The following is a 13,284-nucleotide window of genomic DNA, read 5'->3' as shown; positions in this document are numbered from 1 at the left end:
CGTAGGGTTGGGGACGTGTCAACCGCCGAGATCCAGCCCGCAGCCGCCAGCTTCGATGTGCCGGAGCTCGTGGTCGGGTTCGACCTGGACATGACGCTGATCGACTCCCGGCCGGGGATCCAGGCGGTCTGGGACCTGCTGGCCGAGGAGTCCGGCGTACCGATCGACACCGACCTGGTGGTGAGCCGGCTCGGGCCGCCGCTGGCCTGGGAGATGGCGAACTGGTTCCCGCCGGAGCAGGTCGACGCGATGGTCTCCCGCTACCGCGAGCACTACCCGTCGCACGCGATCACCGGCAGCCTGCCGCTTCCCGGCGTGGCCGAGTCGCTTGCCGCGATCCGGGCGCTGCGCGGGCGGACGGTCGTGGTGTCGGCGAAGTACACCCCTTCCGTGATCCTGCACCTCGAGCACCTCGGGCTGGACGTCGACGAGCCCATCGGAGACCTCCACGGCGCCGAGAAGGGCACCGCGCTACGCGAGCACAGCGCGACCATCTTCGTCGGCGACCACACGGCCGACATCGACGGTGCTCGTGCCGCCGGAGCTGTCGCGGTGTCGGTGGCGACCGGGCCATTCACTGCCGACGAGTTGCGTGCGTACGGCGCTGACGTCGTACTGAAGGATCTGACCGAGTTCCCGGCGTGGCTCGATGCGTATGTGCTCGAGCAGCGGCTGGAAGCGTTGATGAAGCGTTTGTCGAGCTACGACAGCATGGTGGTCGCGTTCAGCGGTGGTGCCGACTCGGCGTTCCTGCTGGCGGCCGCGGCGCGGGCGATCGGGCCGGCCAACGTGGTCGCGGCGACCGCGGTGTCGCCGAGCCTGCCCGTGGCGGAGCTGGAGCCGGCAGCGCGTTTCGCGGACCACCTCGGCGTACGGCACGTCACCCCGCACACCCACGAGATGGAGCGCGAGGGGTACCAGGCCAACGCTGGAGACCGGTGCTACTTCTGCAAGGCCGAACTGGTCGAGACGCTGCAGCCGATCGCGGACGAGTTCGGCATCACCGCGATCGCGACCGGGACGAACGCGGACGACGCGATCGCCGGCTTCCGGCCGGGCATCCGGGCCGCCTTCGAGCGAGGCGCGCTCACGCCGCTGAAGGACGCGCGGCTGACCAAGGCGCAGATCCGGGAGGCGTCGCGAAGCTGGGGGCTCGAGACCTCCGACAAACCCGCGGCTGCCTGTCTGTCGAGCCGGATCGCGTACGGCGTCCGGATCACTCCGCACCTGCTCGCCCGGGTGGACCGGGCCGAACAGGCGGTGCGTTCCCGGCTCACGTCGTACGGCGTGGAGAACGTCCGGGTGCGGGATCTCGGGGAGACCGCGAGCATCGAGATCGACGCCCGGCTGCTCGATCAGGTCGACCACGCGGCGCTGGAAGAGCTGGTCGTCGCGGAGGGATTCCCGGCCGCGAAGGTGGATCCGCGCGGCTTCCGTTCGGGCTCGATGAACGAACGGTTGAAGGACCCCGAGAAGTACCGATGACGATGCCGATGATGATGCGGGGCGCTTGCCGGGTCAGGTAGTTTTCCTGAGGCGCGCAGGCGCTGGTTCACGTACGCTGGGTAGCCGATCGGGCAGCCCGCCCGTCCTGTTCCGACGATTGACACTGAAGAGGTTCCCGTGCCTGTTGGCAAGGTCAAGTGGTACGACTCCGGCAAGGGGTTCGGCTTCCTGAGCAAGGAAGAGGGCGGGGACGTCTACGTCCGCGCCGAAGCCCTGCCCGCCGGAGTGACCAACCTCAAGCCGGGCCAGAAGGTCGAGTTCGGTGTCGTCGAGGGACGCAAGGGTGAACAGGCTCTCCAGGTCCGGCTGATCGACCCGCCGCCGTCGGTGGCGAAGGCGATGCGGCCGAAGCCGGAGGAGATGCAACTCGTCATCGAGGACCTGATCAAGCTGCTCGACAACCTCGGCGAGGGCTATCGCCGCGGCCGCCACCCCGACGGCAAGGCCGCCCGCCAGGTCGCGACGGTACTGCGCGGTGTCGCCGACAAGCTGGACATCTGAGCTCGGCTTTACCGATCGAGCTCAGCTCTTCCGATCTGAGCTCAGCCCTTCCGTGTGATTCGGGCCTGGATGCCGTCGAGGACGGTATCCAGGCCGTCGCGGAACCCGTCGGCGTCGAAGTCCACGTCGAGCTCCTGAACCGAGTCCGGCTGGTCGACACCGGCCGCGATCGTGGGGAAGCGGTCCGGGGTCGCGAGCATCCTCAGCCGCTGGTTGTACAGCCGGTCCGCGGCCCTGGCCTCGTCGCCGCTGGACAGCATGTTCGAGGTCAGCTGGACCGTGCCGCGGACGTAGATGTTCACCAGGATCATCGCCGAAAGCCGGTCTTGCGGCGTCAGCGGCGTACCGTCGAACGCGTTCAGCCCCGACTCCATCCAAGCCAGCTGATGGGGTGACAAAGGCGGTTCGGTCACCGGGATCTGCAGGATCCACGGGTGCTCGCGCAGGCCGTCGCGGAAAGCCTCCGCCCAGGCGGTGATCCGCTCCCGCCAGCCCTGCTCCGGATCCGGCTTCGGCGGATCGCCGAACGCGTAGTCGAGCATGACGACGTACAGGTCGTCTTTGGCGTCGACGTACCGATAGAGCGACATCGTGGTGAACCCGAGCTCGCCGGCCACCTTGCTCATCGAGACCGCGGCCAGCCCGCCGGCATCCGCCAGCTTGATCGCGGCCCGGCCGATGTCGCTGAGGTGGAACGCCGGCTTCGGTCCCGGCCGCGCCGGGCCCTCGATTCCCCAGAGCTGCTGCAGCACCCTCGGCAGGTCCGTCTCGTCCATGCCGCGAAGTCTATCTGTTTACAGCATAGACAATCGTCGGCTATGGTCTGTGTACGACGCACACAGTGTGCGTCGTACACAGATCTTGTGAGGGGTAGTCATGAGTACGACGGAACCCGCTGGACGGAAGGAATGGATCGCGCTCGGCGTGCTCGCGCTGCCGCTGCTGCTGGTCTCGATGGACGTCTCGGTGCTGTACTTCGCGGTCCCGTTCATCAGCGCGGACCTCGGGGTGTCGGCGACCGAGCAGCTGTGGATCTTCGACATCTACGGGTTCGTGCTGGCCGGGCTGCTGATCACGATGGGCTCGCTCGGCGACCGGATCGGCCGGCGCCGGTTGCTGCTGTTCGGTGCGGTCGCGTTCGGCTTGGCGTCGATCGCGGCGGCGTACGCGCAGAACCCGGAGCAGCTGATCGCGGCCCGCGCGGTGCTCGGCATCGGCGGTGCGACGCTGATGCCGTCGACGCTGGCGCTGATCCGGAACATGTTCCACGACCCGGCTCAGCGGTCGAAGGCGATCGCGTTCTGGAGTGCGGTCATGATGGGCGGGATCTCGCTCGGGCCGGTGCTCGGCGGGTTTCTGCTCGAGCACTTCTGGTGGGGGTCGGTGTTCCTGATCAACACCCCGGCGATGGTGTTGCTGCTGATCCTGGCGCCGATGCTGCTGCCGGAGTTCAAGGCTCCGGACGAGGGACGGTTCGACCTGATCGGATCGGTGCTGTCGCTGGCCGCCGTACTGCCGGCGATCTGGGGGATCAAGGAATTGGCTGCGCACGGGATGTCGGCGATGCCGGTGGTCTCGATCGTTGCCGGGGTGTTCCTCGGGGTGGTCTTTGTGCAGCGGCAGCGGACGGCGTCGTACCCGATGATCGAGCTCGGGATGTTCCGGAGCCGGGCGTTCAGCGGCTCGCTCGCGGCGAACACGATCGGCACGCTGGCGCTGGTCGGGAACGCGGTCTTCATGACGCAGTACCTGCAGCTCGTCCTCGGCCTCAGCCCGTTCAAGGCGGCGCTTTGGGCACTCGCTCCGACGGTCGTGGTCGGCGGTGCGGCGCCGCTGGCGACCGCGCTCGCGCGTCGGGTGGACCGCGCGTACGTGATCGGTGGTGCTTTCGTCCTCGCGGCTTCCGGGTACGGCGTACTGACGCAGGTGCGGGCGGATTCGTCGCTGGCGGTCCTTCTCGCCGGGTGCGGTCTGCTCGCGGCGGGTCTCGTGATGGTGATGTCGCTGGTGACCGAGGCTGTCGTCGGGTCCGTCGCTCCTGAGCGGGCCGGGTCGGCGTCGGCGGTGATGGAGACCTGCAGCGAATTCGGCGGCGCGCTGGGGATCGCGGTGCTGGGCTCCATCGGTACGGCGGCCTATCGCGCCGACCTACCCGCGGACGCCGCGGCACCCGTGCGCGAAGGCCTCCCGGCGGCGACTGCCGCAGCTGCGCACCTGCCCGCCGAGCTAGGCCAAGCAGTCCTGTCCACAGCCCGCCACGCCTTCACCCACAGCCTGAACGTCGTAGCCGTCGTCGGCGCCCTCATGCTCCTCACCACAGCCGTCGCCGCGACCCTCATCCTCCGCGGCACCACCCCAACCGCCGAACAACCCATACCCACCGACGAACTCCAGCCTGCCGCCTAACCCACTCCCGGGCGCGCCTGATTCGCCCGCTCGATAGCGGGTTGTTTTACCGATAGCGCCAAATAAAGGGCCAGCCGTCACATAAGCCGCTATCGAGGGAGCCGGCGGCCGGTACGCGGTGCTGGGCGGGAGTGGGGCGGGGTTAGCGGGGCGGGCGGCCGCCGTCGGGGCGGCGGCGGGGGAAGGTGCGGCGGTCTCGCTCTACTGTTGGCTCTTCGGCCCAGGGAGCCTGGTCTTCGACGGTGTCTTCGTCGTCTTCGTCGGGCTGACCGCTCCACCACCGGCCGACCGGCTTCTCCGGTGAGCTCGGCTTCTGGTCGTCGAACTTCAGCTCGATCGTCGGTTCGTCGTACGGGCGGTTCGGACGCTGCGGGCGGTTGGCGCGTTGCTCGGCGATGCTGGTGGTGAGGATCGTGCGGCTCGTGCCCGTCGGTCGCTGCGCCTCAGGATCCCGGGTCTGACCGGTGCCGCCGGTGCGCGGTCCACCCAATCCCCCTGGCTTGAGAGGGCCCGCCGTGGGCAGGCCGGACGGCTTCATGCGTACGACGAGGAACACGACGATCAGCAGCACACCGGCCAGGAAGCCGAAGCCGAGGCGCGGGATCAGCGGCAGCACGATGCCGCAGCCGCCGCCGATCACCCAGGCCAGCTGCAGCACAGTCTCCGATCGCGCGAAGACCGACGTACGCACGGTTTCCGGCACATCCCGCTGGATCATCGCATCCAGCGACAGCTTCCCGAGCGAACTGCACAACCCGGCGACCAGGCCCAGCGCGATCAGGATCGGGAACCCGTAGAACACCGCCACGCACACCGCGACTGTCGCATCCGCGAGCAGTACGACGAGAACCACGGCCTCCGGTTTACGCGCCTTGAGCAACGATCCGGTCAGGGTGCCGAGGCTGTTGCCGATACCGGCCGCCGCGATCACTGCACCGGCCGCTACCGCGCCGTCGATCCCGCTGATCGGCTTGTCCCGCAGCAGGAACGCGAGGTACATGGTGAGGAAGCCGGACACGAACCGCAGGCCGAGGTTGCAGCGGATCCCGCGCGCGACCGCAGCCGTGATCGCGCGCCGCCTGGCCTCGCGTCCCGCCGTACCGGTCATCTCCTCGCCGGCCGGCGAATCCACCTTGCTCGGCAGCCTGATCGCCAGTACCAGACCGACCGTGTAGACCAGCGCCGCCCACCGCAGCGACCACTGCGGACCGATCGCGGCGAACGCACCCGCGATGCCGGCGCCGATGGTCGCGCCGGCGACACCGGCCAGGGAGATCCGGGAGTTCGCCGTGACGAGGGTGATCTCTTTGGGGAGCAAGCGCGGTACGGCGGAGGCGCGGGTGACGCCGTACGCCTTGGAGGCGACGAGGCAACCGAGGGCGGCCGGGTACAGCCACGTGGAGCTGCTGCCGGACATCGACGCGGCGAGGCTCCAGACCAGGAACCCGCGCAACCCGAGCGTCGCGCCGATCGCCCAGCGCCGGCCGTGGCGGAAGCGGTCCAGGATCGGCCCGATCAACGGCGCCATCAACGCGAACGGCGCCATCGTCAGCAACAGGAAGAGTGCTACTCGGTCGCGGGCCTGCTCACTCGGTACGGCGAAGAAGACCGTTCCCGCCAGCGACACCGCGAACGCCGTGTCACCGGCCGCGTTGACCGCGCCGAGCTCGATCAGCCGTGAAAGGCCCGACTCGCCAGCCCCTTGCGCGCTCGTCAGTCCGCGGATCCGTCGTCCGGTGGCTCGGCCGACCTTCCCGCCCACGACCGCCGTCTTCTTGCCCACCACAGCCGTCTTCCGCGAGGCGGCCGCGACACCACTGGCCCCGACCCGGGAAGCCTGCCCCACCTTCTTACTGGCGGTCCCCAGCTTCTCCCGAGCCCCGCTGAGGCGCTCTCCGGGGCTCTTGCCCGCAGGCTTCTCGTCAGGCTTTCCGTTGGGCTGCCCGCCAGGGGTCCCGCCGGCTGGTTTCGCGCCGGGTGAACCAGGCGTTGCCTGCTGGTTCGCGGGGTCTGGCGTGTGCATGGAACCATCCTGCCTCGTGCCGGGGACAGACCGCAGTCCCGGCGCGTTCGGAACACCGTGGGAACCGTGCGAGAATGGGCGATTGTGACTCCCGTCAGAACTCCGGAACCGGTTCGGGCCAAGGCTGATGCCGTCTGTGTGGCGGCGGTGGAGCCTGCTCGCGAGGCGGCGATCGCCGAGGCCGGCGCGGCACAGGTCGGGGAGCACCTCGGTCACCTGGTCGAGGGCGAGCGCCTCGTCACGCACTACTTCGCCTCCACCCACGCCGGGTACCGCGGCTGGCGCTGGGCCGTGACGCTGACCCGCGCTTCCCGCGCGAAGACCGTCACGGTCAACGAGGTCGTCATGCTGCCCGGCGAAGAGGCGGTTGTCGCGCCGGAGTGGGTGCCGTGGTCGGAGCGAGTCCAGCCCGGCGACCTGCGCCCCGGCGACCTGTTCCCGACTCACGCGGACGACCCGCGCCTCGAGCCCGGTTTCACCGACACCGGCGCGCCCGAGGACGTGCTGGCCGTCGTCGAGGAGCTCGGACTCGGCCGCGAGCGCGTCCTGTCGCCGTACGGGCGGGAAGATGCGGCGGAGCGCTGGTACGCCGGTGACTTCGGGCCGGCCTCGGCGATCGCCCAGGCCGTCCCCTACAAGTGCCACTCCTGCGGCTACTGGATCCGCCTGGCCGACAGCCTCGGGCAGGCGTTCGGCGCCTGCACCAACGAGATGGCGCCGGGCGAGGGTCGCGTCGTGGCCTACGACTACGGCTGCGGCGCCCACTCCGACGCCGTCATCGACCTGCCGGACCAGCCCGCCCTGGCCCACGCCTTCGACACCACCGGCTACGACGCCCTCGAACTGGCCGCCTCCCTCAACGAGGCCGTCCAGCAAGAAGTACAAACCGCCACCGAAGCAGTCTCCATCGACGACCTCGAAGACTGACCTGAGTCGTCACTCAGTCGTGGATTTCGGTTGCCGGCGTACAGCACAAATCCAGGAGTCGGCGCAGAAGTTCTGGCTCGGTCGACTGGTTGGCGGGTGTAGGTCGACGCCGGCGTCCGTCAGTCTTCGAGGGCGCTGCGGTGGCCGGCTTGGATGGCGGCCCAGCGGCGTTTGCAGTACCAGAGGCCGATGAGACCGAGGCCGAAGCCGGCGACGGTGACCCAGAGCCACCACTCGAGGCCGTCCTTCTTCAGTTCGCCGCGGAAGATCAGTACGACGACGAACGCGACCGCCCAGGCGACGATGCCGGTGATCACGCTGGGGATGCCGGACAGGTCGAGCGGCTTGACCTCGGCGTGCACCAGCTCACCACGGGCCAGCTGACTCGTCGGGTCGGTCCGCTTCTTCGCCGCGGGCTTCTCGTCTGCCACGCCCCCACCTTAGCCTCCACCTCCCGCCCGCCGGGTCCACCACCTCCACCGCCGACTCGCACGTGGCGTGGGTAACGGTTTCTGTTTGTGCTCGCCAGGCGTCGGCCGGAACTGGCACGATTCCGCCATGAGTTCGCCCCAGGCTGCCACCGCCCGTTCCGGTTCAGGCTTCTTCGACTCCTTCTTCAAGATCACCGAACGCGGCTCGACCGTTCCGCGGGAGATCCGTGGCGGTCTGGTGACGTTCTTCACGATGGCCTACATCGTGGTGCTGAACCCGCTGATCATCGGCACCGTCAAGGACGGCGACGGCCAGTTCGTCGGCGGCGGCACCGACGCGGCCGCGTCGATCGCCAAGATCGCCGTCGCCACCGCGCTGGTGGCCGGCGTGGTCACCATCCTGATGGGCCTGGTCGCGAACTTCCCGCTCGCGCTCGCGACCGGCCTCGGCCTGAACGCGTTCATCGCGTTCTCGGTGGCGACCAAGATGACCTGGGCAGACGCGATGGGCCTCGTCGTCCTCGAGGGCCTCATCATCTTGATCCTGGTCCTGACCGGGTTCCGAAAAGCCGTGTTCGAGGCGGTCCCACTGCAACTGAAGGTGGCGATCAGCGTCGGCATCGGCCTGTTCATCGCCTTCATCGGCGTCGTCGACGCGGGTTTCGTACGACGTCCCGCGGCCGCCGGCGGACCCCCGGTCGAACTCGGTGTCGGCGGCAACCTTCGGGGCTGGCCGGTGCTGGTGTTCGTGGCCGGCCTGGTCCTGATCATCACGCTGTACGCGCGCAAGGTGAAAGGCGCGATCCTGATCGGCATCCTGGCCGCGACCGTACTGGCGATCATCGTCGAGGCAATCGTCAACGTCGGCGCGCGTACGGCGGACAACCCGGGCGGCTGGGGTCTGAGCGTGCCGAAGTTGCCGGAGGACTGGATCACCAAGCCGAACCTGGACACCATCGGCGAGTTCAGCCTGTTCGGGTCGTTCGAGCGGGTCGGTGTGGTGACCGCACTGCTGCTGATCTTCACGCTGATGCTGGCCGACTTCTTCGACACCATGGGCACGATGACCGCGATCGGCGCCGAGGCCGGCCTGCTGGACGACAACGGTAACCCTCCGAACGCGCAGCGCATCCTGATCGTCGACTCCGTCGCGGCCGCGGCCGGCGGCGCCGCCTCGGTGTCGAGCAACACGTCGTACATCGAATCGGCATCGGGTGTCGGTGAAGGGGCGCGGACCGGGCTGGCGAGTGTGGTGACCGGGATCTGCTTCCTGATCTCGATGGTCGTCGCGCCGCTGGTGACCCTGGTGCCGTACGAGGCGGCGACCCCGGCGCTGGTCCTGGTCGGTTTCCTGATGATGACGCAGGTGAAGGGAATCGATTTCGACGACATCGAGGTCGCGTTCCCGGCGTTCCTGACCATCGTCCTGATGCCGTTCACGTACTCGATCTCGGCCGGGATCGGGGCAGGTTTCGTTTCCTACGCCGTGCTGAAGCTGGTCCGCGGCAAGGCCCGCCAGGTCCACCCGCTGATGTGGATCGTTTCCGCCCTGTTCGTCATCTACTTCGCCATCGGCCCCCTCACCGACTGGCTGACCTGATCAGCCGTTGCTGAAGGCACGCAAGAACGTTCGCACGGCGTTCTGCGTGACCTCGGTCAACTCCTTCTCGGGCAACGTCCGGGTGCCGAGCTGCGACCGCGTCTCCAACGGCGCGGTCAGCAACGCCCCGAACTGCTCGGCGGCAACCGCCGGATCGGAGACGGAGAGATGTCCCGCCAGCGCCAGCCTGGCGAACCGATCCGCCAACGCTTCATTCACCTTGTCCGAAGCCCGCTCCCGCACGATGTCGAGCAGGTCCGGCAGATTAGTGACTTCCGCCTGCAGCAACCTTCTGAGCGCCCACGACCGCTCATCGCAATAACACTCCGCCAACCGCAACCCCACCTCTTCCAGCACTGCCTGCAGGTCTGTGCCGGCACCGGCTCGGAGCAGGTCCACCGCGGCGAGGTTGCGGGTGAGGGCTTGGTCGGCGAGGGCGGCGATCGCTGCCCGGAACAACCTCTCCTTGTCGCCGAAGTGGTTGTAGATGGTGTGTTTCGGTGCCGTCGGCCCCGACTTCGGCGGCGCTGCGGACGGCTTCACCCACTCGTACCTCGCGGCGGTGCCCGACCTCGAAGCGCTCGAGCGCTACATCCACGACCCGGTGCACATCGCGGGTGACGAGCAGATCCTCGACAAGATCGAGAAGCTGAGCGCCGTCCGTTTCACCGACGCCGACGACCCGGACCTCGGCAAGGCGGTCTACGACCTGCACGTCGGCAAGACGCAGGTGTACCCGGAGTGGGGCCGCCGCATCGAAGAGCTCTTCGGCGCCGACGTCTAGACCGACGTACGGCGGAGTTCCAGGTACTGCGCCCGAGCGGAGAACAGCTCGCGGAGCTCGACGGTGATGTTGTCGAGGAACTCCTCGCGGTACGACGAGTCGGTCAGCAGCGCGATCGAGTAATACAGACCGGTGAAGTTCGCGATGCCGACGGCAACTTTCACCAGGGCGGCGCTGATCACCAGCTGATGGCCCAGGAACTGCACGTCGTACGACCACCCGATCGGGCTGATAGCCCAGTTCTGGTAGATGTGCCGGCTGATCGCGAGCATGCCGAAGGCAACGAAGAACAGTCCGACGCCGCTGCTCACCACCAGCACCTGGGTCCATTGCCGGATCACCATGCTGACGCTCAGGTTCAGCCGCTGCAGCCGGCGCAGCGGCGGACCCGAGCCGGCCTCCCGTTCGATCGAGTCCAGCTCCTTCGGCAGCCGCATCATCAGGAACAGGGTGCTGAGCAGGGTGAAGGCGGCGACCGAGACCAGGATGAACTCGACCGGCATCCCGGCGAACACCTGCCACATCTCGGTGTTGACGAACAGGACCAGCGAGAACACCAGGAGCAACGGCAGCGCCCGGACCAGGCTGGCGATCGAGTTGCCGAGCTCGCCGGCGAGCCGGCGCAGACTCCAGTACGTCGTGGCGATCAGGCCGTAGCCGACCACGACGTAAACGGCGCCGACGAGCAGGAGGTTGCCGACGGCAATGCCGAAGAACTGCCTGACCTGCCCCTGCGTTGTCAGTGGGAACAGCGCCGGGAGCAGGACGAAGACGGCGAGCTCCGGGGTGCCGAAACGGGTCGGCAGGGACCAGAACGGCCGGCCGCGGAGCCCGTTGAGCAGGCCGAAGCCGAGGACCAGGATCAGCAGCGCTCCGGCGGCGGCCAGCACATTGACCCACCACGGCCAGTCGAGTGAGGTGGCGCCGAGCACCTCGGCCAGGAACACCAGCACCATCAGCGGGGTGGCGCGGGTGAAGATGTCGTGCGTCGGCGAGAAGTCCTCGATGAACAACGGCAGCCCGGCCCGCCGGAACCGCTGCTCGTACCGCTCCAAGTCCGTCCCCATGCTGGCGAACCCTAGTACGCCCCCATTTGACTGGTTGACCCACCGGCTTGTGGGTTCCCCGCCTGCACGCGGTTGGCGAACCCCCCATTTGGTTGGTGGACCCACGAAATGGCGGTGGGCCGGGCGGGGCCGCCGTACTCGGGCGACTGCGCGCCGTATCCGGGTGACTGCGGAATACCGCTGGCCGGTAAAGCGTTTTCGTTAGCAAAGGTAATGAGTTAAGCTAACGACATGCCCGAAGTCGTAGCGCAGCAGGTGAAGAGTGACGTCGGGCTGGCGAGTGCGCTGAGGTCGTCCACCTTGCGGCTGTCGCGGCAGATCAAGCGGCAGCGCGAGCCCGGGCACGACCTGACCGCGAACCAGCTCAGCGTCCTCGGTGCCCTGGCCAAGCATGAGTCCCTGACGATCGGCGAGCTGGCCGCGCACGAGCAGGTCAAGCCGCCGTCGATGACGCGGATCGTGACGAACATGGAGGAGGCGGGCCTGGTGGTCCGCCGGCCCCATCCGACCGACAAGCGCCAGATCGTGGTCGAGCTGACCGCCGCCGCGGACGAGCTGATCCTGGCCAACCGCCGGCGCCGCGACGAGTGGCTGCAGACCAAACTGAAGCAATTGACCCCCGAGGAGCGCGACATCCTGCGCAAGGCAGCACCTGTTCTCGAACGGCTGGCGGCCCAGTGAGCCCGACCTTCCGTGCGTTCAAAGTCCGTAATTTCCGTCTCTACGCGTCCGGCGCGATCATCTCCAACGTCGGCACCTGGATGCAGCGCGTCGCCCAGGACTGGCTGGTCCTGGAGCTGACCCACTCCGGTACGGCGCTCGGCATCGTCACCGGGTTGCAGTTCCTGCCCGCCCTCCTGCTCGGCCCGTACGCCGGACTCGTCGCCGACCGGTTCCCGAAGCGCCGGGTGCTGACCTGCACCCAGATCGCAATGGGCACCGTCGCGCTCGTCCTCGGCGCCCTGACCGTCACCCACCTCGTCCAGCCGTGGCACGTTTACCTGCTCGCGCTGCTGTTCGGCGTGGGCACCGCCTTCGACGCCCCGGCCCGCCAGGCGTTCGTGGTCGAGATGGTCGGCCACGACGAGCTCTCCAACGCCGTCGGGCTGAACTCGGCCTCCTTCAACGCCGCCCGGCTGCTCGGCCCGGCGCTGGCCGGTCTGCTGATCCACTGGATCGGGACCGGTCCGGTGATCATGGTCAACGGTTTGTCGTACGCCGCCGTGATCGTCTCGCTGCAGATGATGCGGGTCAGTGAGCTGCACACCCCGAAGGTCGCGGCCCGGGAGAAGGGCATGATCCGCGACGGGATGCGTTATCTCTGGCGCCGGCCGGATCTGATGATGGTGCTGACCGCGGTGTTCTTCGCCGGTACCTTCGGCCTGAATTTCCAGATGACCTCCGCGTTGATGGCGACCGAGGCGTTCCACAAGGGCGCGGGGGAGTACGGCATCCTCGGCTCGATCCTCGCGATCGGCTCGCTGTCCGGTGCGCTGCTGGCGGCCCGCCGGGTCCGGATCCGTGCCCGCCTGGTGATCGGCGCGGGCTTGGCGTTCGGCGTGATGGCGGTGGTCAGTGGGCTGATGCCGACGTACCTGACCTACGCGCTGGTGCTGCCGATCGTCGGCCTCACCTCGCTGACCATGCTCACCTCGGCGAACGCGACCATGCAGCTGAGCATCGAGCCGACCATGCGCGGCCGGGTGATGGCGCTCTACATGACGGTCCTGATGGGCGGTACGCCGATCGGGTCGCCGTTCATCGGCTGGGTCGGGCAGACGTTCGGCGCCCGCTGGTCGCTGATCGTCGGCGGTGGCCTCACCATCCTCGGCACGGTCGGGTCGGTCCTGTACTTCTCCCGCCGCCGCGGCCTCGCCATCCGCCCGCGCCTACTCCCGCGCCCCCACCTGGAGGTGCTCCCACAGACCGAGCTCCTCGGCGACAAGGCAGCCGTCGACGCGGCCCCACGCGCCGAGGTAGTACCTGTCGAGCCGGCCTCCAAACAGACAAAGGATGTCGGTCCCCGCGTTGCCTAGTTG

At 68.4% G+C, this 13,284-nt stretch carries 13 protein-coding genes; 8 read left to right on the top strand and 5 right to left on the bottom strand.

Annotated features, from left to right (window positions below; all coding sequences use genetic code 11):
* The first annotated feature begins 15 nt into the window (after positions 1–15).
* The gene (gene larE / locus EV646_RS14675) at positions 16–1,485 is read left to right on the top strand and encodes an ATP-dependent sacrificial sulfur transferase LarE (protein WP_132148648.1); all 1,470 of its coding nucleotides are present in this window, start codon (positions 16–18) and stop codon (positions 1,483–1,485) included.
* A 138-nt stretch (positions 1,486–1,623) separates the two neighbouring features.
* Positions 1,624–2,007, top strand: a complete 384-nt coding sequence (locus EV646_RS14670) for a cold-shock protein (RefSeq protein ID WP_132148646.1) — start codon at positions 1,624–1,626, stop codon at positions 2,005–2,007.
* Positions 2,008–2,048: 41 nt separating this feature from the next.
* Here the strand turns inward: EV646_RS14670 and EV646_RS14665 are convergent, their stop codons facing one another.
* Positions 2,049–2,783, bottom strand: coding sequence for a TetR/AcrR family transcriptional regulator (locus EV646_RS14665; RefSeq protein WP_132148644.1), 735 nt, complete (start codon positions 2,781–2,783; stop codon positions 2,049–2,051).
* Between the two features lie 100 nt (positions 2,784–2,883).
* On the opposite strand from EV646_RS14665, the gene EV646_RS14660 reads away from it, so the two are divergent.
* Positions 2,884–4,413 carry an MFS transporter gene (locus tag EV646_RS14660; RefSeq protein ID WP_132148642.1) on the top strand — a complete coding sequence of 510 codons (1,530 nt, stop codon included), beginning with the start codon at positions 2,884–2,886 and terminating at the stop codon, positions 4,411–4,413.
* Positions 4,414–4,555: 142 nt separating this feature from the next.
* Here EV646_RS14660 and EV646_RS14655 read toward each other — a convergent pair whose 3' ends face one another.
* Positions 4,556–6,436 (bottom strand): MFS transporter, encoded by a 1,881-nt coding sequence (locus tag EV646_RS14655; protein ID WP_241995954.1) that lies wholly within the window; start codon positions 6,434–6,436, stop codon positions 4,556–4,558.
* Between the two features lie 84 nt (positions 6,437–6,520).
* Between EV646_RS14655 and EV646_RS14650 the strand changes: the two genes are divergently transcribed.
* Positions 6,521–7,363 (top strand): DUF3027 domain-containing protein, encoded by an 843-nt coding sequence (locus EV646_RS14650; protein WP_132148640.1) that lies wholly within the window; start codon positions 6,521–6,523, stop codon positions 7,361–7,363.
* Positions 7,364–7,482: 119 nt separating this feature from the next.
* Here the strand turns inward: EV646_RS14650 and EV646_RS14645 are convergent, their stop codons facing one another.
* Complete coding sequence (locus tag EV646_RS14645; protein ID WP_132148638.1) at positions 7,483–7,794, bottom strand: DUF2530 domain-containing protein; 312 nt, start codon at positions 7,792–7,794, stop codon at positions 7,483–7,485.
* A 127-nt stretch (positions 7,795–7,921) separates the two neighbouring features.
* Between EV646_RS14645 and EV646_RS14640 the strand changes: the two genes are divergently transcribed.
* Complete coding sequence (locus EV646_RS14640) at positions 7,922–9,394, top strand: NCS2 family permease (RefSeq protein ID WP_132148636.1); 1,473 nt, start codon at positions 7,922–7,924, stop codon at positions 9,392–9,394.
* Here EV646_RS14640 and EV646_RS14635 read toward each other — a convergent pair whose 3' ends face one another.
* The gene (locus EV646_RS14635; protein ID WP_132148634.1) at positions 9,395–9,937 is read right to left on the bottom strand and encodes a TetR/AcrR family transcriptional regulator C-terminal domain-containing protein; all 543 of its coding nucleotides are present in this window, start codon (positions 9,935–9,937) and stop codon (positions 9,395–9,397) included. It abuts the gene before it with no gap.
* Between the two features lie 19 nt (positions 9,938–9,956).
* On the opposite strand from EV646_RS14635, the gene EV646_RS14630 reads away from it, so the two are divergent.
* Complete coding sequence (locus EV646_RS14630; protein ID WP_241995952.1) at positions 9,957–10,178, top strand: hypothetical protein; 222 nt, start codon at positions 9,957–9,959, stop codon at positions 10,176–10,178.
* On the opposite strand, the gene EV646_RS14625 is transcribed toward EV646_RS14630, so the two are convergent.
* The gene (locus EV646_RS14625) at positions 10,175–11,245 is read right to left on the bottom strand and encodes a hypothetical protein (RefSeq protein ID WP_132148630.1); all 1,071 of its coding nucleotides are present in this window, start codon (positions 11,243–11,245) and stop codon (positions 10,175–10,177) included. The two genes, EV646_RS14630 and EV646_RS14625, sit on opposite strands and share 4 nt — an antisense overlap.
* 231 nt (positions 11,246–11,476) lie before the next feature.
* On the opposite strand from EV646_RS14625, the gene EV646_RS14620 reads away from it, so the two are divergent.
* Together EV646_RS14620 and EV646_RS14615 are read left to right on the top strand one after the other, a co-directional pair.
* Positions 11,477–11,926, top strand: a complete 450-nt coding sequence (locus EV646_RS14620) for a MarR family winged helix-turn-helix transcriptional regulator (protein ID WP_132148628.1) — start codon at positions 11,477–11,479, stop codon at positions 11,924–11,926.
* Complete coding sequence (locus EV646_RS14615; RefSeq protein WP_132148626.1) at positions 11,923–13,281, top strand: MFS transporter; 1,359 nt, start codon at positions 11,923–11,925, stop codon at positions 13,279–13,281. The genes EV646_RS14620 and EV646_RS14615 overlap by 4 nt, the downstream gene beginning before the upstream one ends.
* Positions 13,282–13,284: the final 3 nt, after the last annotated feature.

The organism is Kribbella antiqua (assembly GCF_004345665.1).
GTDB lineage: Bacteria > Actinomycetota > Actinomycetes > Propionibacteriales > Kribbellaceae > Kribbella > Kribbella antiqua.
The sequence above is the reverse complement of the archived record's forward strand: the minus strand, read 5'-3'. Positions and strand labels throughout refer to the sequence as shown.